Source organism: Campylobacter sp. 110, from assembly GCF_002383965.1.
Classification (GTDB): Bacteria; Campylobacterota; Campylobacteria; order Campylobacterales; family Campylobacteraceae; genus Campylobacter_D; species Campylobacter_D coli.
The window spans coordinates 111,496-132,026 of record NZ_NXBD01000052.1 but is presented as its reverse complement, the minus strand read 5'-3'; the positions used below and the strand labels follow the sequence as shown (position 1 = coordinate 132,026).

Annotated in this window: 21 protein-coding genes; 11 read left to right on the top strand and 10 right to left on the bottom strand. The window is 31.0% G+C overall.

The features are described 5' to 3' along the window. Nucleotides 1-118: 118 nt before the first annotated feature. From BGS43_RS08890 to BGS43_RS08880, 3 genes are all read left to right on the top strand, one after another. The gene (locus BGS43_RS08890; protein ID WP_096569474.1) at nt 119-1,465 is read left to right on the top strand and encodes an FAD-dependent oxidoreductase; all 1,347 of its coding nucleotides are present in this window, start codon (nt 119-121) and stop codon (nt 1,463-1,465) included. Between the two features lie 51 nt (nt 1,466-1,516). After that, nucleotides 1,517-2,959 (top strand): pyruvate kinase, encoded by a 1,443-nt coding sequence (gene pyk / locus BGS43_RS08885; RefSeq protein WP_057032980.1) that lies wholly within the window; start codon nt 1,517-1,519, stop codon nt 2,957-2,959. A gap of 91 nt (nt 2,960-3,050) precedes the next feature. Beyond that, the gene (locus BGS43_RS08880; RefSeq protein ID WP_002780711.1) at nt 3,051-3,677 is read left to right on the top strand and encodes a hypothetical protein; all 627 of its coding nucleotides are present in this window, start codon (nt 3,051-3,053) and stop codon (nt 3,675-3,677) included. A gap of 28 nt (nt 3,678-3,705) precedes the next feature. On the opposite strand, the gene pflB is transcribed toward BGS43_RS08880, so the two are convergent. From pflB to der, 5 genes are read right to left on the bottom strand one after another with little or no spacing between them, the layout of a single operon-like run. Then, a complete protein-coding gene (gene pflB / locus BGS43_RS08875; protein ID WP_096569471.1) occupies nt 3,706-6,168 on the bottom strand; it encodes a motility protein PflB in 2,463 nt (820 codons plus the stop codon). A gap of 9 nt (nt 6,169-6,177) precedes the next feature. After that, nucleotides 6,178-7,413, bottom strand: a complete 1,236-nt coding sequence (gene serS, locus BGS43_RS08870; RefSeq protein WP_002824782.1) for a serine--tRNA ligase — start codon at nt 7,411-7,413, stop codon at nt 6,178-6,180. Between the two features lie 9 nt (nt 7,414-7,422). After that, nucleotides 7,423-8,382: a tryptophan--tRNA ligase gene (trpS, locus tag BGS43_RS08865; protein WP_057032977.1), complete on the bottom strand. Its 960-nt coding sequence runs from the start codon at nt 8,380-8,382 to the stop codon at nt 7,423-7,425. Further along, entirely contained in the window at nt 8,379-8,876 is a 498-nt protein-coding gene (locus BGS43_RS08860) for a shikimate kinase (protein WP_072219714.1), read from the bottom strand. The genes trpS and BGS43_RS08860 overlap by 4 nt, the downstream gene beginning before the upstream one ends. Then, nucleotides 8,863-10,245 carry a ribosome biogenesis GTPase Der gene (der, locus tag BGS43_RS08855; protein ID WP_025398724.1) on the bottom strand — a complete coding sequence of 461 codons (1,383 nt, stop codon included), beginning with the start codon at nt 10,243-10,245 and terminating at the stop codon, nt 8,863-8,865. The genes BGS43_RS08860 and der overlap by 14 nt, the downstream gene beginning before the upstream one ends. 116 nt (nt 10,246-10,361) lie before the next feature. Between der and BGS43_RS08850 the strand changes: the two genes are divergently transcribed. Genes BGS43_RS08850 through BGS43_RS08815 form a run of 8 tightly spaced genes read left to right on the top strand, consistent with a single transcriptional unit; the run spans nt 10,362 to nt 16,104 of the window. Continuing rightward, nucleotides 10,362-11,294 (top strand): DMT family transporter, encoded by a 933-nt coding sequence (locus BGS43_RS08850; protein WP_096569468.1) that lies wholly within the window; start codon nt 10,362-10,364, stop codon nt 11,292-11,294. After that, nucleotides 11,291-12,106, top strand: coding sequence for a 3-deoxy-8-phosphooctulonate synthase (gene kdsA, locus BGS43_RS08845; RefSeq protein ID WP_002858652.1), 816 nt, complete (start codon nt 11,291-11,293; stop codon nt 12,104-12,106). Before BGS43_RS08850 ends, kdsA begins: the two co-directional genes overlap by 4 nt. Further along, nucleotides 12,103-12,567 carry a 6,7-dimethyl-8-ribityllumazine synthase gene (ribH, locus tag BGS43_RS08840; protein WP_002854278.1) on the top strand — a complete coding sequence of 155 codons (465 nt, stop codon included), beginning with the start codon at nt 12,103-12,105 and terminating at the stop codon, nt 12,565-12,567. Before kdsA ends, ribH begins: the two co-directional genes overlap by 4 nt. After that, the gene (nusB, locus tag BGS43_RS08835) at nt 12,567-12,965 is read left to right on the top strand and encodes a transcription antitermination factor NusB (RefSeq protein WP_002824771.1); all 399 of its coding nucleotides are present in this window, start codon (nt 12,567-12,569) and stop codon (nt 12,963-12,965) included. Before ribH ends, nusB begins: the two co-directional genes overlap by 1 nt. Then, on the top strand, nt 12,962-13,801 hold the full coding sequence (gene pyrF / locus BGS43_RS08830; protein WP_052802168.1) for an orotidine-5'-phosphate decarboxylase: 840 nt from the start codon (nt 12,962-12,964) through the stop codon (nt 13,799-13,801). The genes nusB and pyrF overlap by 4 nt, the downstream gene beginning before the upstream one ends. Continuing rightward, nucleotides 13,798-14,583 carry a hypothetical protein gene (locus BGS43_RS08825; protein WP_002824766.1) on the top strand — a complete coding sequence of 262 codons (786 nt, stop codon included), beginning with the start codon at nt 13,798-13,800 and terminating at the stop codon, nt 14,581-14,583. Before pyrF ends, BGS43_RS08825 begins: the two co-directional genes overlap by 4 nt. 55 nt (nt 14,584-14,638) lie before the next feature. Then, nucleotides 14,639-15,532, top strand: coding sequence for a protein-methionine-sulfoxide reductase catalytic subunit MsrP (msrP, locus tag BGS43_RS08820; RefSeq protein ID WP_052774188.1), 894 nt, complete (start codon nt 14,639-14,641; stop codon nt 15,530-15,532). Further along, on the top strand, nt 15,532-16,104 hold the full coding sequence (locus BGS43_RS08815; RefSeq protein ID WP_096569465.1) for a ferric reductase-like transmembrane domain-containing protein: 573 nt from the start codon (nt 15,532-15,534) through the stop codon (nt 16,102-16,104). Before msrP ends, BGS43_RS08815 begins: the two co-directional genes overlap by 1 nt. On the opposite strand, the gene BGS43_RS08810 is transcribed toward BGS43_RS08815, so the two are convergent. Genes BGS43_RS08810 through BGS43_RS08790 form a run of 5 tightly spaced genes read right to left on the bottom strand, consistent with a single transcriptional unit; the run spans nt 16,101 to nt 20,530 of the window. Further along, entirely contained in the window at nt 16,101-17,813 is a 1,713-nt protein-coding gene (locus BGS43_RS08810) for an ATP-binding protein (RefSeq protein ID WP_096569461.1), read from the bottom strand. The two genes, BGS43_RS08815 and BGS43_RS08810, sit on opposite strands and share 4 nt — an antisense overlap. A gap of 1 nt (nt 17,814) precedes the next feature. Next, nucleotides 17,815-18,624, bottom strand: a complete 810-nt coding sequence (locus BGS43_RS08805) for a hypothetical protein (RefSeq protein ID WP_096569458.1) — start codon at nt 18,622-18,624, stop codon at nt 17,815-17,817. Then, on the bottom strand, nt 18,621-19,103 hold the full coding sequence (locus BGS43_RS08800) for a hypothetical protein (protein WP_002780699.1): 483 nt from the start codon (nt 19,101-19,103) through the stop codon (nt 18,621-18,623). The genes BGS43_RS08805 and BGS43_RS08800 overlap by 4 nt, the downstream gene beginning before the upstream one ends. Before the next feature lie 10 nt (nt 19,104-19,113). Further along, a complete protein-coding gene (locus tag BGS43_RS08795; RefSeq protein ID WP_002778301.1) occupies nt 19,114-19,605 on the bottom strand; it encodes a YajQ family cyclic di-GMP-binding protein in 492 nt (163 codons plus the stop codon). Further along, nucleotides 19,595-20,530: a D-2-hydroxyacid dehydrogenase gene (locus BGS43_RS08790; RefSeq protein ID WP_002789675.1), complete on the bottom strand. Its 936-nt coding sequence runs from the start codon at nt 20,528-20,530 to the stop codon at nt 19,595-19,597. Before BGS43_RS08790 ends, BGS43_RS08795 begins: the two co-directional genes overlap by 11 nt. Nucleotide 20,531: the final 1 nt, after the last annotated feature.

Sequence of the window (20,531 nt, the reverse complement as noted above, 5' to 3'; positions counted from 1 at the left end):
GTTACAAAAATTCTCATTCTGTATATTCTTCAATCAAATTTAACTTTTTATAAAATAAATTGGATTACACTTTTATTTAGAAAAATTAACTTTACTAGAAGCAAAAAAAGGAAAAAAAATGACTCAACAAGAATTCGATGTAATTGTCATCGGAGCAGGAATTTCTGGAGCAGCTCTATTTTACGAGCTTGCAAGATATACTGATATTAAAAATATTGCTTTAATAGAAAAATATCATGCTCCTGCAACATTAAATTCTAAAGGAACAAGCAATTCTCAAACTATTCATTGTGGAGATATCGAAACAAACTATACTCTAGAAAAAGCTAAAAAAGTTAAAAGAACTGCTGATATGATAGTAAAATACGGGCTTTTGCAAAATGCTCAAAATCAATTTATGTTTTCTCATCAAAAAATGGCCTTGGCTGTTGGTGATTCAGAATGCGAATATATGAAAAAACGCCATGAAGAATTTGGCGAACTTTATCCTTATATGAAATTTTTTAATAAAGATAAAATTAAACAAATTGAGCCTAAAGTAGCTCTTGGAGAAAATGGCAGAGATGATAGACCTGAAAATATCTGTGCTATGGGAGTCGAAGCTGGAGAAGTTTTTACTACAGTAGATTTTGGAAAAATGAGTGCAAGTTTGGTTGAACAAGGACAAAAACAAGGTAAAAATACCTTTGTAGCTTTCAATCAAGAAATTGTTCATATAGAGAAAAAAGATGATATTTTTATCTTGAAAACAAACACTTATCAAGAATACCGTTCTAAGGCTGTAGTTGTAAATGCTGGTGCACATTCTTTGTATCTAGCACATAAAATGAATTTGGGTATGGATAAATCTTGTTGGCCTGTAGCGGGAAGCTTTTATTTAACCAAACAAAAACTACTCAATGGTAAAGTCTATATGGTGCAAAATCCAAAACTACCTTTTGCAGCTCTTCATGGAGATCCTGACTTGCTTGCGGATATGAATACTCGTTTTGGCCCTACTGCCCTAGTTATTCCAAAACTTGAACGCTACCATGGTTTAAAATCTATCCCTGAATTCTTTGAAGCCTTAAAACTTGACAAAATCGTCTTAAAGGTTACTTTTAGTATGTTTAAAGATCCAACGATTAGAAATTATATACTTTATAACTATCTTTTTGAATTACCTTTTATTGATAAAAGCTTATTTGTAAAAGATGCCAAAAAAATAGTCCCTAGCTTAAAAACAAGTGATATTTATTATGCAAAAGGCTTTGGGGGAGTGCGTCCTCAAGTCATTGATAAAACTAGAGGAGAATTAATGCTAGGTGAAGCAAGCATTACCGAAACTCCCGGAATTATTTTTAATATGACTCCAAGTCCTGGAGCAACAAGCTGTTTAGGCAATGCTGAAAGAGATGCTAAGCTTATGTGCGAGTATTTAGGAGCTAAATTTGATGAGGATAAATTTGCTTCAGAATTATTGTAGTCTTTTTGTTTCCAAAGTTTGATTATAATTAAACAAAAAAAGGAGAACAGCGTGCTAAAAAAAACTAAAATTGTAGCTACAGTTGGGCCAGCAAGCGAAAAGGAAGATGTTTTACGCCAGATGATAATCAATGGCGTAAATGTTTTTCGTTTAAATTTCTCTCATGGAACGCATAAATACCACAAAAACAATCTTGAAACCATACGCAAAGTTTCAAGAGAACTTAACACTCGCGTAGGAATTTTACAAGATATAAGCGGGCCAAAAATTCGCACAGGAGAGCTGAAAACTCCTTTTGAGCTTAAAAAAGGTGATAGACTTGATTTTTATTATGAAAAAATCATAGGCGAACAAATTGCTCCAAATCATTATAAACTTAGCATCAATCAAAGCGAAATTTTAAATATGCTAAAATTAGACGAATATGTCTATTTATATGATGGTTCAATCAGGGCAAAAGTGACTGCTAAAGATAGTGAAAAAATTGAAACTCTCATAGAAAATGATGGTTTTTTAAATTCAAACAAGGGTATTAATTTTCCAAATACTAAAATCAATATTGATGTTATCACACAAAAAGATAAAAAAGACTTACTTTGGGGTATAGAAAATGAAGTAGATTTCCTAGCTATTTCTTTTGTTCAAAATGCTCATGATATTGATGAAGTTCGTGAAATTTTAGCTCAAAATAATGCTAAAATTTCTATATTTGCAAAAATAGAAAAATTTGACGCAGTTGAAAATATAGATGAAATTATAGCATCTAGTGATGGTATAATGGTCGCGCGTGGAGATCTTGGTATAGAAGTTCCTTACTATAAAGTACCTAATATACAAAAAGCAATTATTCACAAAGCCAATAATGCTTCAAAACCTGTTATAACAGCTACACAAATGCTTTTTTCTCTTGCAAAAAGCAAAACTGCTACAAGAGCCGAAATTTCAGATGTTGCTAATGCTGTTTTAGATGGGACAGATGCTGTAATGCTTAGCGAAGAAAGTGCAGTAGGTATAGATCCAGCCAATGCAGTTGATATCATGTGTCAAACCATCATAGAAACTGAAAAGCGCTATCCTTATAACAAATTTAATGAATTTGAAAATCTTGACAATACAGATAAAATCATGCGCTCTTCAGCCCATCTTGCAACAGATCTTAATGCTGATGCTATTTTTTCCTTGACTAGTAGTGGAAAATCCGCTATTAAAATTTCAAGATATCGTCCAGATATGGAGATTATAGCAGTGGCTCACTCTGAAAAAACATTGAATTCTTTAAGTATAGTTTGGGGTGTCAATCCTGCCATTTTGGTTAATAAAAGCGAGGATTTAACGGATTTACTTAGAGATTCTGTAAAATCTAGCGTTGAAAAAGGTTTTATGAATAAAGAGAAGTGCTATTTGCTCACTGCAGGCTTTCCAACTGGAGTAGAAGGCACAAGCAATCTTATACGCATACTTGCAAAAGAGCAAATTACTTACTATCTTAAATAGACTTAAATTTTTAAGTCTATTTAAATCCACTTCTAAAATTTAATTAAAAATAGTCGATATACAATTAGCCTCATTACAAAAAGGAGCAGAAATGCAAATCAATACTTTTTCAAATGTCGCTAGTATGGCACAAGCTCAAGTTAGCAATAAGAAGGCAGATGGTAACGCTACAGAGAATACAAAAGACACAAATGTTCAAAGTGCCAATTCAAATCAAGATATCCTAGACAAACTCAATGCACTTGGCGGTAAGGGTATTAGTCAAATTTATCTTGTGCAATTTCAGCAACAAACCATGAGTACTGTTTTAAACACAAGTAATGCTCAAGCTGGAATTAATGATCTTTTGGGAGGCAATGATTTAAATTCTGTAAAGTCTATGCTTTCAGATATTGACTTTGCGTCTTTAGGTTATAATGGAAAAAATCCACTTACAATGAATACTGATGAACTCAATCAGCTCATCAGTGAAGAGGGATTTTTTGGTATTGACAATACAGCAAATCGCATTGCTGATTTTGTCATCAAAGGTGCTGGAAACGATGTTGAAAAGCTTAAAAAGGGGCTAGAAGGTATAAAACAAGGGTTTGAGCAAGCAGAAAAAATTTGGGGCGGAGAGCTTCCTCAAATCAGCCAAGATACAATCGAAGCTACAATAAAAAAAGTTAGCGATCGTATCGATGAACTTGGTGGAAAAACTTTAGACCTTAAAGCATGACAAAGGTGTTTGGACTATACCAAGCACCTTATTGATTTTTAATATCAAAAGTAAAAAATTCACTCTTAAAATCATTAGGCAAAGTTCTATACTGCGTCATTGCCGCTTCGTAATTACCCACTTCTTGATAAAGCAAACCTAAAGCTACCTTACTTTCTTTATTATTCTTATCTGTGAGTTTTGAAAGTTGCAAAAGAGCAATGGCTGAGTTTGGATTATTCGCACCCACAGCAGCTACAGAGGCTAAAAACAAAGTCCTAGAATCCTTTGCTCCATATTCATCGATTAGAGTATTATACAAAGCATAAGATTCCTCATACTGCTGCGCAAAAATATCCAAATAAGCTAAAGTTTGTATCATACCCTCATCTTTAACCTTAGAGGTATTAATCAAGGTTTTAAATTTTTGTCTTTCTAAATTTAACAATCCTGCAATATGCATTAAATTAACATACAATTCCCTAGCAATATTTGAACCTCCAAAAACACTGCGGTAATCAACTTGTAAATTCTTAAAATGAATTTGGGCATTTTGAGCATATTCTTTAATATTCAAATTCGAATTTAAAGAATTAAAATACAAAATATTTGCCACAATATCTTGCGGAAGTTCTGATCTTAATTTGGCGATTCTTACATCTACTTGATTGTTAAGATTATTATTTTTTGCAATAATAGTTTCAAAAATAAGATTTAAGGGTGTTTTTTGTCCATTCTCATGCAAATAAGGCAACATAGAAATATAATCACCATTAGCTAAAAATAGCATATTTTTTTGCATATTGGCTTTAAAATTTGAATCTGCTGCAATATTATCAAGAATTTCATGATAAAGTTTGGTTGTATCATTATCACTTAATTTTCCGCAAAACATCGCAAAAGCACCGGATAAATAATTTTTAGGATTTAAATGATAAGAGCTAGAAAAATGCTTATAAGCAAGTTCATAATTTTGCATTTGTGCATAAGTTAAAGCAAGATTGTATTGTAAAATACTATGTTCAGGATAATCCTCCAATAAAGCTTGGAATTCTTTATTTGCAAGTCTTAATTTTTGATTTAATGCATCATTGATAATGTTAGAAATTTTTACATTAGTTGAAGATAAGGCTTGACTCCTAGCCAAATAGCTTTGACCATCTGAACTATCATCTACAAAATTTGTAATATTGGCTTTTTTTATATAAAGTGATGCTTGTTTTGAGTCAAAAACTTGATAAGGCGCAAAATAAAAAAGTAAATCAAACTGATCTTTTTGTTTTTTTAGGATGTCATTGGAAAAATTTCTCTGCGCTATGGCTATATTGAAGAGTTCTTTATTTAAACGAACTTTGATCTTATATCTATCTAAAATTTTATACTTATCTTCATCATTTCTATATGTATCCTGCAAACGCAATAACATATCTTGAAAATCTCCTGTTTTAATATCAACTAAAGTTAAAGCTGAAAGACTTTGATTGAAATCTCTTTCGATCTTCATTGCTGTATTTAAGGCTATTTTAGCCTTATCGTATTCTCCCATTCTTGCATATAAAAGTCCCAAAGAAAGACTAGGTTCAAAACTTCCTTGAGTATTTAATTGTTGAACAGATTTTGCATCAAAATCCATCTTTGCATAAATTTTAGCGGATAAATATTTAGCTACATCTGTGTAAGGTTCCGAATTTACGCGTTGAAGCATTTGCAAAGCTTCGGGATAATAACCCTTATAATAATTAATTAAAGCCAAATAATAATCATACAATTTAGATTTTCCTTCTTTAGGAAGATAAACTTGCGCTAAATCTATATAATATTTAAATTTTTCCTTATCATTAAGCTTTAAAGCGCAAACAGCAGCATTAATAGCTGCCACACTTTGATTTTCTCCATTAGCTATTGCCTTTTTAAAACTATCAAAGGCTTCATCAAATTTACCCTCATTCATTTGAGAAACCCCTAAGTTATAATTAGATAAAGACTCATTATAAACGGCAATTTGCTCATAAACTTTCAAAGCTTGCTCCACTTCACCCTTTAAATAAAGCGCATTTGCCTTTTGTATCATCCCATCAACCCTTGTCATATCATTATAATTATAGGATTCATCAGGCATAACCACAGGCTGTTCAATAGGCTTTGATGCGATAATATCGGGCTTAACCTTCCCTTCATTAAAAGTTAAATAAAATAAAGTAAATACCAAAATACAAATGATTCCCAAAGACAAGCCCACAAGAGACATAAATTTACGATCTTTATACCACGGAGTAGACTCATCTTCTTTTACCTCTTCAAAAGTCGATACTTCTTCTGGTGCACTTTCTCTTGTGAATTTAAAACCGCTATCACTATTTTCCCTAGGCAATTCCTCTGGTAAAGATGCAAATTCTTCATCCTCAGGAGCCTGACCTTCCTGCCCTTTAAATTCACCCAAACTTTCATCAAGTCTTGGTTCATTTAAAGTATCTTCGGGTTTTTCAAGAACTATATCTTCTTTATCTGCCATTTACACTCTTTAAAAATATTTTTTCAATACATCAGGAATTTGAATTTTACCTTCTTTATCTTGATAATTTTCCATAATAGCAACCAAAGTTCTACCTACTGCCAAAGAAGAACCATTTAAAGTATGCACTAATTCATTTTTTCCTTTTTCATTTTTATAGCGAATTTTTGCACGCCTTGCTTGAAAATCACGACAATTGGAAACAGAACTGATTTCACGATATTTATTTTGTGATGGTATCCAAACTTCAAGATCTATGGTTTTTGCTGCGCTAAAGCCTAAATCTCCAGTGCAAAGCATCAAATGTCTATGCGCTAAACCTAAAGAACTAAGCAAATCACTTGCACATTCTACCATCTCATTAAAAACACTATCGCTTTGTTCAGGTTTGGCAATGCTCACAAGCTCCACTTTTTCAAATTGATGCTGACGGATAATACCCCTTGTATCACGCCCTGCACTTCCTGCTTCTTTTCTAAAACAAGCACTATAGCAAGTCATTTTAATAGGTAAACTTTCACTTGTTAAAATTTCTCCACTATAAAGATTTGTCACAGGAATTTCAGAAGTTGAGATTAAATACAAATCCTCATCCTCTATCTTATACATATCATCTTTAAATTTAGGAAGCTGTCCTGTACCAAACATCGTAGCACTATTTACCAAAAAAGGCACATTTACAAATTCAAATCCACGGCTTCGGTTAAAATCTATCATATAATTTACCAAAGCACGACTTAATAAGGCTCCTTCGTTTTTAAGCACACAGAAACGACTTTGTGAAATTTTTACTCCTCGCACAAAATCAAGCCAATTTAAACTTTCTCCTAAATCATGGTGTTCTTTTGGAATAAAATCAAATTGAGGGGGCGTTAAAACTTTTTTTATTTCAACATTTTCTTCCTCATCTTCACCCACGGGAACGCATTCATCAGGGATATTTGGAATGGCATGAGCAATGGTTTCTAACTCATTTTCTAAAGCATTTACTCTTGCATTTTGCTCGTTGATTTTAATTTTATTTTCACTGAGTTTTGCCTTCAAGCTTTCCTTATCTTCTGCAGTGGCTAGTTCTTTACTGAATTTATTCTGAAAAGCTTGAAATTCTTCTAAAGTTGTTTTTTCTTTTTTTAAACTTGCAAAAAGTTCAGCAAGTTTTTTTAAGATATTTTCATCAACTTTTTTATTTTTTAACTTTTTAGCCACCTCATCGAAATTATTTTGTAAATTTTTCAAATCAAGCATTTTTACTCCTTAAAGTCCTATTTTTTCATAAATTTTTTGCATTTTTTCTTGAGCAATTCTCCTAGCCTTGCTTGCACCCAATTCTAAAATTTCTTTTAAATGCGAAGGTTTTTCTAACAACTCATCGTATTTCATTCTTGCTTCTTTGAAGTATTCATTGACAAGATCATTTAAATACATTTTAAAATGTCCATAACCCTCACCACCTTTTTCATAGCGTATTTGTAATTCTTTTTGCCCTGATTCATCTAAAAAAAGCTTTGCGATTTTAAAAATATTGCAGTTTTCATGATCTTTTGGATCTTCTAAAGCGGTACTATCTGTAACTATGGAAGAAATTTGTTTTTTTAAGATTTTTTCACTGCTAAAAATATCTATAGTATTTTGATAAGATTTACTCATTTTTGCCCCATCAGTGCCTACAACTACAGCTACTTCTTCATTAACTTTAGCCTCTGGAAGGGTAAAAATTTCACCCCATTCATTATTAACTTTTAAAGCAATATCGCGTGCGATTTCAACATGCTGGATTTGATCTTTTCCTACAGGGACAATTTGTGTATCAAAAAGTAAAATATCAGCTGCCATTAAAACAGGATAAGAAAAAAGCCCATGTGAAGCACTAAGTCCCTTAGCAACTTTATCCTTGTAACTATGCGCACGCTCTAATAAACCCATAGGAGTAAATTGCGATAAAATCCAATAAAGCTCCATAACTTCCTTAACATCACTTTGCAACCAAAAAACGCTCTTTTGCGGATCTATACCAAGGCTTAAAAAAGCCGCAGCGGCTTTGAGTGAATTTTGCTCTAATTTCTTTCCATCTTGACTTGAAGTCATAGCATGATAATTTGCTATAAACATAAACATTTCACTTTTTTCTTGAGCCTCCACCATTTGCCTTATAGCACCAAAATAATTGCCTATATGCAAATCTCCACTTGGCTGAAGTCCTGTTAATACTCTCATTTTATCACCTTTTTTATTTCTATCACAAGCTCATCAATGCTTTTATTTTCAACATCTAAAATCAAATTCGCTTTTTGCTCGTATTTATTTAGACGCTCATTATATAATCTTTTTGCTTGAACTTCATCATAAAATAAAGGTCTTTTAGCAATTTCATTCTCGCTTAAACGCTTCTTTAAATATTCAAAACTTGCTTTTAAATAAACACAAAAACCTACTTTTTCTAAATTTGAAACATTAACAAACCCTCCACCCGTAGCAATACAAGCTTTCTCACAAGAACTAAAAAAATCAGACATTTTTTGCTCTTGTTCTCTAAAAAAATTCTCCCCTTTTTGTGCAAAAATTTCACTAACTTTTTGATTAAATTTTTGTTCTATTAAAAAATCACTATCTAAAAAAACAAGATCTAAATCCTTAGCTAAAGCTCTTGCTAAAGTGCTTTTTCCAGAACCCATAAATCCTATAAAAACGATATTTTTAACTTTCATCATTTTCCTTGCTTCCTTTTTTGCGCGAAGCAATGACTAAAGGAACACCTTCAAAGTTAAATTCTTTTCTGATTTGATTTTGCAAATAACGCTTATAGCTAAAATGCAAGGCCTTGGGACGATTCATGATAAGCGCAATTTTAGGAGGTGCTAAATCATACTGCACTGCATAATAAATTTTTACCAATTTTCCATAATCATGCGGTAAAGGATGAGCCTTAGTCGCACTTGCGATTAAATCATTGAGTTTTGAGGTTGGAATTTTTTGTGTAAAATTAGCAAAGACTTCTAAAATTTTTTCTAATAAAACATGTACTCTTTTTCCACTCAAAGCAGAAACACTGACAATGGGCGCATAAGCTAAAAATTTAAAGCGATCAAGTTTTAATTCCTTTACCACTTTATCAAATTCAAATTCAGTTTTATCCCATTTATTTAATACAATAATCACGCCCAAATAATGCTTTGCTGCAAGTCCAGCTATCCTTTCATCAAGCTCGTTAAAACCTTCATTGGCATCTAAAACCAAAAGTGCGATTTGAGAATTAGATAAAATCTTTTCTGTGCGGTTTAATGCAAAACGCTCAAGCCCTTGAATTTTACCTCGCTTTCTAATACCTGCAGTATCAACAAATTCTATCACTTTATCCTTATAAACTATGCTTTCATTAACAGGATCAATTGTCGTTCCCGCAATAGAACTTACAACACTGCGCTCCTGTTTTACCAAGGCATTTAAAAGGCTTGATTTTCCAACATTAACACGCCCTACTATACCCACTCTGATATGATTTTGATCGACTTCTTTAAACTGAAATTCTTTTCCCTCTTCATAATGTTCTAAAAAATCTTCTAAATTTTCTTCCTCATCAGGGATTAAAAATTGTTCATCTAAAAAGTTTTCAAGCCAATTATAAAGCTCATCAAGCCCTATATTGTGAGTAACTGAAAGATTAAAAACCTCTTTTACACCAAAATTAGCAAATTCCCACGATCTTTCTTCATCTTTTTTATTATCCACTTTGTTGATTACTAGAGCAATAGGCTTTCCTAATTTTTTTAAAGAATGAAAAAATTGCCTATCTTCATCATCAGGACTTAGTTTTCCATCAACCAAATAAAGGATAATATCACTTTCTTTTGCAATTTTTAGGGTATTTTTTTTAACATTTTTAAAAAGCTCATTGCTTTCATCAAGACCACCACTATCAATCAATAGGGCTTTTTTAGAATTTATAAAAACTTCTGTTTTATTGGTATCTCTTGTAGTACCTGAAATTTCACTTGTAATAGCTATTCTTTGCCTTGCCATTCTGTTAAATAAACTTGATTTTCCAACATTTGGCTTACCTATAAGTATGATGCTTTGCATTTGTTTACCTAATAAAAATTTTTAATGTATATTTTTTTAAAAAATTATATAAAATTTGCCTTAATATTAAGCAAAAAAAGACTAGAATTAACCATAATTTAATCAAGGAAAAAAAGATGCTAAAAGTCATCAAACATAATTTAGGAATTTATTTTATAATTTTAGCGTGCTTAGATTTTGCACTTATGGGAGCTTGTGCGAAAATTCTTAGCAAAGAAATGAGTTCGATTGAAATTATGTTTTTTAGAAATATCATCGGCGTATTTTTTATAGTTTATCTACTCAAGCGTTCAAAAGTTCACAAAGAAGGAGGACATTTTTGGCTTTTAGTCTTTCGCGGGGTAACAGGAACACTTTCGCTTTATATGTTTTTTTATAATGTTTCAAATATTACTCTAGGGGGTGCTTTTGCTTTTCAAAAAACTGCTCCAATTTTCATCACTTTAATAGCTTTTATTATTTTTAAAGAAAATATCGGAGCCAAGGGATGGCTGGGGATTTTAATCGCATTTAGCGGGGTGCTTTTAATTGCGCAACCTTGGGCGGATAGTTCAACTCATTCGGGTTTTGATTTAAAAAATTCTATCCTAGGTGTTATGAGTGGATTTTTAGCAGCCTTAGCTCTTACAAGTGTAAGAGAGCTTAGAAAATTTTACACTACAGAACAAATTGCATTTTCTTTTATCCTTTTGGGGGCTTTAATGCCTTTAATTTCTATGATCAGTGCTGAATTTTTTGAACCACAGCATCTTGATTCTTTACATTTGGATTTTATTTTAGCACCTTTTGTGATGCCGAGTCTTACAGCTTGGCTTATCATTGCCATTATGGGAACTTTAGGCACCATTTATCAAATTCATGTCACTAAAGCTTATGGTATCGCTAAACAAGCAGGAGTAGTTGCTGGAGTTAGTTATCTTGATGTAGTATTTAGTATGATAGTTGGGATAATTTTGGGAGATAATTTACCAAGTACTATGGTTTTTTTAGGTATAATAGGCATTATTTTTGGTGGATTAATTTTAGTTAAGAACAAAGGAAAAAAATGAAAAAAATGATACTCATTGCTGGTCCTTGCGTGATAGAAAGCAAAGATTTGATTTTTAAAGTTGCTGAACAGTTAAAAAATTTTAATGAAAATCCAAATATAGAATTTTATTTCAAATCAAGTTTTGATAAGGCCAATCGCACAAGTATTAATTCTTTTCGAGGTCCTGGTCTTGAAGAAGGATTAAAAATTTTACAAAGCGTAAAAGATGAATTTGGTATGAAAATCTTAACCGATATACACGAAAGCAATCAAGCAAACCCTGTAAGTGAAGTAGCTGATGTCTTGCAAATTCCTGCTTTTTTATGTCGTCAAACCGATTTACTTGTAGCCGCAGCAAAAACTAAGGCAAAAATTAATATCAAAAAAGGACAATTTTTAAACCCAAGCGATATCAAATACAGCGTTAAAAAAGTTCTACAAACCCGTGGTATAGAAGATGAAGGCTATGAAGCTGCTCAAAGAAATGGTGTTTTTGTAGCCGAAAGAGGGGCTAGCTTTGGCTATGGAAATTTAGTAGTAGATATGCGTTCTTTAGTTATCATGCGTGAATTTGCTCCAGTTATTTTTGATGCTACCCATAGTGTACAAATGCCAGGGGCTGCAGGTGGAAGTAGCGGAGGGAAAAGCGAATTTGTAGAACCTTTAGCAAGAGCGGCAGCAGCCGTAGGCATAGATGGCTTTTTCTTTGAAACACATATTAATCCTTGCGAGGCTTTATGCGATGGACCTAATATGCTTAATCTTACACGCCTTAAAAATTGCGTTAATACATTACTAGAAATACAAAATATCATAAAGGAAAACAAATGAATATTATTGAAGGAAAATTAAATTTAGACTCAAATACAAAAATTGCTATCATTAATGCAAGATTTAATCATATCATCACAGATCGCCTTGTAGAAGGAGCAAAAGATGCTTTTTTAAGACACGGGGGCAAAGAGGAAAATCTAAGCCTTATACTTGTTCCTGGTGCTTTTGAGCTTCCGTATGCGTTAAAAAAAGCTATAGAAAGCAAAAAATTTGATGCAATTTGTTGCGTAGGTGCAGTAATTCGTGGCTCAACTCCGCATTTTGACTATGTTTCAGCAGAAACCACCAAAGGCATAGCCAATGTGAGTTTAAACCACAATATCCCTGTAAGCTTTGGAGTTTTAACAACTGATACTATAGAACAAGCCATAGAAAGAGCTGGAAGCAAAGCAGGCAATAAAGGCTTTGAAGCTATGACAACTGTAATCGAGATGTTAAATTTAAGCAAGGAGCTTTAATGGCAACGCGTCATCAAGTTCGCCAAAGCGTCATCTCCTTACTTTATGCTTTTGAATTAAATTCTCAAAACAACGTTTTTGTAGATGAAATTTTAGATGAAAAAAAAATACGCAATGAACAAAAAAATTTTACTTTAAATTTATATAATGGAATTTTAGATAATTTAAACAATATTGATGAAACCTTAAATTCATTTCTAAATGATAATCAAATTACAGCTTTAGGACATGTAGAAAGAGCTATACTAAGACTTGGAGCTTATGAGTTACTTTTTACCGATACTCCTAGCGCCATTGTCATCAATGAGGCTATAGAACTTGCTAAAGAACTTGCTAATGACAATTCTCCAAAATTTATAAATGGAGTTTTAGATGCCTTAATAAAGGCTAAAAAATGAAGCTTTGTGTCGCACTTGATCTTTCTACAAAAGAAGAATGCTTACAACTTGCCAAAGAATTAAAAAATTTAGACATATGGTTAAAAGTAGGTTTAAGAGCATATTTAAGAGATGGTTTTAAATTCATAGAAGAACTTAAAAAAGTTGATGATTTTAAAATATTTCTTGATCTTAAATTTCATGATATTCCCAACACTATGGCAGATGCTTGCGAAGAAGTATCAAAACTTGGTGTTGATATGATCAATATCCACGCAAGTGCTGGAAAAATAGCCATACAAGAAGTTATGACACGGCTTAGCAAATTTTCAAAAAGACCTTTAGTTTTAGCAGTTTCTGCTCTTACGAGTTTTGATGAAGAAAATTTCTTTAGTATTTATAGACAAAAAATTGAAGAAGCTGTAATTAATTTTTCAAAAATATCCTATGAAAATGGACTTGATGGTATGGTATGCTCTGTTTTTGAAAGCAAAAAAATTAAAGAGCACACAAGTTCAAATTTCTTAACCCTTACTCCTGGAATTCGTCCTTTTGGAGAAACAAGTGATGATCAAAAACGTGTTGCTAATCTTGCAATGGCTAGAGAAAATTTGAGTGATTATATCGTTGTGGGAAGGCCTATATATAAAAATGAAAATCCTAGGGCTGTATGTGAAAAAATTTTAAACAAAATACACAGAAAAAATATAAGCGAAAACGATATAGAGCAAAATTATGAAGCAATTCAGCAAAAAGAATGGGATATGTGTAATCACTTTGAAGAATGGATTAAAACTCAGCCTGATAAAGAACATGCTTTAAAAGAATTTTATGCTAAGTGTGGGATAAAATATTGAATTATCAACAATTAGAATGCGATTACTTTAATCTTTACAATCAGTTTCTTAGCGTGGATTTTCAAATTTCATTATTTGAAAAAGATCATAAAGGTTTAATTAAAGATTTTATATTTTTTTATTATCAAATTTTAAAACAAAAAGACTTGAGCTACTTGCTTGAGGTAAGAAATAAAATTTCCCTGAAAGTTTATAATTATATGCAAGAGCACTCCACTTCTCCAAAAGATTTAAGTCTTATTTGTCTAAGAGAAAATAAACATATTGAATTTTTTCAAATATTTTACAAGGCTCTCGCTTATTTTGTAGCCTTTAGAAAAAAACTTGATGGAGAACAAAAAATTAAAAATTTGATTTCAAATATCAATGACTGTTTTGGCTATCATTTCTTGAATTCTGACTTTAACAATCTTCAAAATTTTCAAAAAAGCGATTTGTTCACCTTACCTGAAAAACATCTTAAATATTTTCACTTCGCCATGATTCATCTTTGTTTCATGGTTTTAAATCCTTTAAATTTTAAAGACTCTAATCGGCATCTTGATAAAGCGATTAATTATCTTGTCGATGGAACTTTTGAAATTTATGAGCTCATCTTTAAAGAATATTTTTTATTGTTTTCAAAAGATAAAGAGCTCAAGGATGAACTTAGAAAATTAAAAAAATTAGAATTTAAAATTCTAATGCAAGAAACTTCAAAAATTAAACTACTTAATCACTATAAAGAATTTTGCGAAGAAATATTCTACAATATAGAACTTGAAAAAATCACACAAAATTAATCCTGTATTAACATTGTTATAGTTTAATAATAAAAATTTTTAACAAGGAAAAATTATGATTATAACTCCTGAGAATTTATATAAAAAAAGAAGAGATTTTTTAAAACTTGGAGCGGGTGCTTTAATAAGTTCAAGCGTGCTTGCTTCTAAACTATCTGCTTTAAATTTCACAAGCGATACTAATCCAAACAAACTTGAAATCAGCGATGAAGAACTGGCTACAAATTATGTCAATTTTTATGAATTTTCAACAGATAAAAGAAAGGCTGTATCATTGGCACAAAATTTCAATACTCAAAATTGGAAAATCGATATCAGTGGAGAAATAGAAAAACCTTTAACTTTAAGCATGGAAGATATTTTAAAATTTCCACTAGAAGAAAGAATTTATCGTTTTCGCTGTGTTGAAACTTGGTCTATGGTGGTACCTTGGGTAGGCTTTGAATTGCGTCGTTTGATTGAAATGGCAAAACCTACAAGCGAGGCAAAATTTGTTAAATTCACCACTCTTTTAGATAAGAGTCAATTTCCCGATCAAGACGCTTTATTTCCAACTATAGACTATCCTTATGTAGAAGGACTTCGCATGGATGAAGCTATGCATCCTCTTACCTTGCTTGCAGTAGGAATGTATAAAAAAGCCTTAAAGCCTCAAAATGGTGCTCCAATACGCCTTGTTGTTCCTTGGAAATACGGCTTTAAAAGTATTAAATCTATAGTTAAAATAGAATTTACTAAAGAACAGCCTAAATCCACTTGGGAAAGTTACGCTCCAAGTGAATATGGTTTTTATGCCAATGTCAATCCTAATGTTTCTCATCCTAGATGGTCTCAAGCTAACGAAAGGGCTTTAGGAGACTTCTTTACCAAGCCTACTTTAATGTTTAATGGTTATGAAAAAGAAGTGGCAAGTCTTTATGCGGGCATGGATTTAAAGGCAAATTATTAATGCGCGCCAAATACTTTAAATTTCTTGCCTATTTTGCTTTTTTAGCAAGCTTGATTTATGGCTTTTATCATATATTAAAAGCCTTTGATTTTGTCAAAGAGGCTTATATTTATACAGGAGTCTTTGCTTTATTTTTTTTAAATTTAAGCCTTTTGTTTTCTTTATGCAAATTTAAAAAAACCAAAAGCTATCCTAAGCTACTAGGAATATTTGCTGCATTTTGGGCATTTTTACATTTTTTAAATTATTTTATCTTTGATAGAAATGCAAATTTTTTAAGACTTTTTGATGATATCTCTCATCGTTTATTAGAAGCGAGTGGTTTTTTTGCTTTTATTATCATCTTTTTTATGTTTTTAAGCTCTTTTAGATTTTTTAAAAGAATTGAAAAGATAAGAAAGTTAGGTATTGAAAAGATAAGAAAGTTAGGTTATGTATGCTTAGTTTTAGCAAGTTATCATTATTTTTTAACCCCAAAAATTCCTATGTTTTGGGAATGGAGTGCTTTGATACTTAGCCTTGTTTATTTTATGATACGCTATTTAAAATTTTTCAAATTTAAAAAAGCTTAAAAACCGACAATTTTGCTTCTATCAAAACTAGAATTTAATTCTTTTTGTATACTCTCTATAAAATCTTGCATTTTAAATACTCCATCTTCAGTCACAGCTACCTTCAAAGCAGTATTTTTAACAACCATTAAAATTTGCGCTCCACTTAATTCGTAATTTGCTAAAAGATTAACATCAAATGCTTTTTCAAAGGATGCTTTTCTAGGCAAAAATTTCTCCCACATTTTAAGCCTATCTTTAAAATCAGGCTTTTTAAATTCGATCTTATAATCAAATCTTCTCGAAAAAGCACTGTCTAAACTTTCTAAAAAGTTAGTTGTAGCAATGATAACACCATTAAAGCGCTCAATTTGCTCTAAAAAAATATTTTGCATTTGATTATGCATCTTATCACTTCCGCTACTGCTTTCAACCCTTGTGCTTAAAAACTGATCAGCTTCATTTAAAAGCAATATAGGACTTTGTTTGCAAGTTTGAACTATGTTTTTGTAAGTATCAAAAATTTTCCTTACATTTTGTTCACTCTCACCCACCCATTTACTTAAAATTTTAGAACAATCAAAGCTAAGCACTGTTTTTTTCATCGATTTTGCCATAGCTAGGGCTGACATCGTTTTCCCCGTTCCAGCAGGTCCATAAAAAATAATCTTTGCTTCTATATTTTTATTGCTCTTTATCCCCCAAGAATTTAGCCTTTCAAGTACTTTTTTATCTTGTTGTTTTAAGATATTTTCCAAAAGCTCTTTAGTATTTTGAGGCATGATAATATCATTTATATCTATACTTGGCTCTATAAGCTCAAAAATATCTTGATCTTTTAAAACACTTTCAATTTTAATTTTTTTATTTTGTTTTGGCTCGAAATTTATAATTCTTTGTAAAATTTCATCTGTAATAAAAAAACTCTTAGAAATATCACCAAAGGCATTTAAGTATTCATCATATTCTATTAAATTAAGAAGAGGAGCATTTTCTTGCAATAAACTTTTATTTTTATGCTTTTCTAAATCATTTTCACTGACTAAAGAAAGTAAAGAATTCATCTCTCTAGATACTGAGTTTTCATTACTTAGTGTATATTCTTCTTTAAGAAGAGCTAGAAAAATAATCTGCTCTTTATACTCAAGACTATACTCTTTAAAAATATCTGCTAAAATATTATAAAATTTACTTTTCTTAAGTCTTTCTTTAATATGTTTTTCATAAAGCTTGATTTGTGCTTTAAGTTCATCACTATATGTGCTTGAACGTATAAAACTCAATCTCTCATACAGTTCAACTCGCATAAATTCATCTTTTAAATATTCTAAATACTCTCCATAAGCTTCTTTTTTATCCAAATTTAAACGAGGCTTGGCTTCTAAAAATTCTAAAAAATACTCACTTAAACTCAACTCGCTTTGCAATAAACTAAGAATTAAATTTTGGCTTTTATTGCTTTCTATATTTTTAAAAAAGCCAGAATTTTGATTTATAAAACCTCTTTCAATAAGCCTTTTTAAATCCTCTAAAGTATCTAAATACGAATATTTTTCACTACCAAAAATTCCTGTCAATAAAGTAAAAGCATTGATAGAAGATATGGAAATGACATAATTTTTACAAAGTTCTCTCAAAATCAAAGCTTCATTCTTTGAACACTTTAATTCTTTATAAATTTGACTTTCTTCTATATTTTTAAGACTTAAAAATTCCTTTAGCCTGACCATTTTATTTTCTAAATTCCTTTATCTCATTCTCGTTAAAATCAACACAAATATTTTCATTCAAATAATGATTTTCATAAGGAAGATAGCACAATCTTAAACCCAAATTTGTAATTAAAAAGCTATTATTAAAAAAAACTTGCTCCATATCATCAAAACATTCATCGCAAACAAGATTCAGTTTTTGATGCAAGAGTTCTTTAAATTTCAAATTATCCACATCATAAAGCTCATTTAAACTTAAAAAAACTTTTTTATCCATATCGAAAACAAAATTATTAAGCTCTAAAATTGCGCGATTATCCTTTTCATAAAAATAATACCATTCTTCAAAACTAAGCTTTCCATCTTTTAGTACGATAGGCTTTTGGCGAATTTGTTCAAAACTAACAATGTCGTTATGCATTCTGATCTCATCTTGATGGGCTAAAAAATCAAGACTGCGTTTGATTCTTATATTGTTTTGCTCTTTGATAAGTTCAAGAGTTGTTGTTCCTAGTTTATTTCCTTGAATTTTTTTATTATCAAATACCAGTTCTTTAGAAGAAGAAATTTTATATTTTTTTTCTCCATCCTCCCATGAATTTGCTGTTTGAAACAAAGCTATCTCGATATTTGTATCAAGATCGCTCAGTATTAAAAAACTAGAACTAGTTTGATTAACATCCCTATCAAAAATGGGTACAAAAGGAGCATTATCATAAACTATAGCAAAAACCTGCTTATCTTTTAAGTCATAAAAATAAATTTCACCCTTATAAATTTGCGCACAAACCAAACTCACAAAAAAGCATAACAACAGCCCTATTTTCAAATTTTATCCTTAAAATTCATTAAAACAATTTTTATACGCGAAATTCTATCAACAAAACTGATTTTATTATCACAAACTTCATAGAAAATTTCATAATTTGCACTGTTTAAATTCTGATTGAATCCGCATTGAGTTTTTTGCATATTCTTACCATTCCACAAAGGCTTTGCTTCCAAAATATCTTTTAATATATCTTCATAATAGGCATTTTTAAAAAATTTTTGATTAAATACCATTTTGCTATAGCACACCGAATTTAAACAAATATCCTCTCTGATTTTAAGTTTAAAAAAAGCTTGTCCAAGTTTATAAACTTCTAAATTTAAAGCCTTATTTTCTTTTTTTAAAAAGCCAAAATCGTTGATTTTAATAGTTGGTGTACTAAATACAACCTTCATTTTTTGGCTAGAATAATCTTGATTTTTTAAAGCACAAGCACTAAAAAACAAAATTAAAAAAAAGATAAAAATTTTTCTCAACACTCTTAACCTATTTTAAATTTTTAAAACTAAGATTTAATTCTAAATTAAGCTCTTTAACCATTTTCATCACAGCTTGCAAATCATCAATTTGCTTTGCAACTACACGAATTTCATCTCCTCGTATAGAAGAGCTTACTTTTAGCTTACTATCTTTAATAGCCTTATTGATTTTCTTAGCATTTTCACTATCAATGCTATCATTGGCTTTTAAATTTAAACGAAACATCGCTCCACTTTCGCGCGAAAGCTCTTTAATAGCACTTGAATTAATACCTCTTTTGATAAGTTTTGAAATCACAATATCTTTTAGAACATCAAGCTTTGCCTCACTTGAAGAATGAAGTTTAAAAACACCATCTTTCTCACTGAATTCAATTTCACACTTAATACCTTTTAAATCATAGCGAGAATCAAGCTCTTTTTTTGCCTGCTCAAAAGCATTTTTAAGCTCTTGCTTATCTAAAGCTGCTGAAATATCGAAACTATGTTCACTTGCCATTTTCTATCCATTCTTTTAAATTATCATAAACCATAGACATCAATTTTTCCACCGCTTCTTTGCTTGCCCAAGCCACATGCGGAGTAATGATGAGATTTTCTTTATTTTTGATATTTAAGAGAGGATGATTTTTTATCATAGGTTCACTCTCTAAAACATCAAGTCCTACGCGTATATTTTTTTCATCCATTATTTTTGCCAAATCATTCTCATTAATGATTCCGCCCCTGCCTACATTGACCAAAATCGCATTATCTTTTAAAAGTTTTAACTTCTCATAAGTAAGCAAATTTTTTGTTTTTTCATTTAAAGGAGCGTGAATGCTAACAATATCGCAAGTTCTTAAAAGCTCTTCCAAATTTAAGCATTCAAATTCGGCATTTTGATTGAGCCCGCTTGTTGAATAATAACAAATTTTAGCCCCAAAAGCACTAGAAATTTTAGCCACTTCTTTGCCTATACTGCCCAGTCCTATAATACCGTGCTTTTTTCCTTCCATTGAATTTAAAATTCTACCAAAATCTGTAAAGATAGGGCTATCACACCATTTGCCCTCTTTGCTCCATTTATCATAGTAAGGAATATGATTTAAAAAAGCAAAAATAAATGCAAAAGTATGCTGAACTACGCTCATAGTAGAATATCCAGCAGCATTTTTAACGATAATGCCCTTTTCTTTAGCATATTCAACATCGATATTATTTACACCCGTAGCTGTTTCTAAAATAAGCTTTAAATTAGGGCAAGCATCCATAACTTCTTTATCAATAACAACTTTATTTGTCATAACCACATCCGCATCTTTTAAACGCTCTATGGTTTCTTTTCTATCTGTTAAAGCATAACTTTGAAATTCTCCAAAATGCTTAAAAATACTTAAATCATAATCCCCTAAAGTTGCCGCATCCAAGCATACAATTTTCATT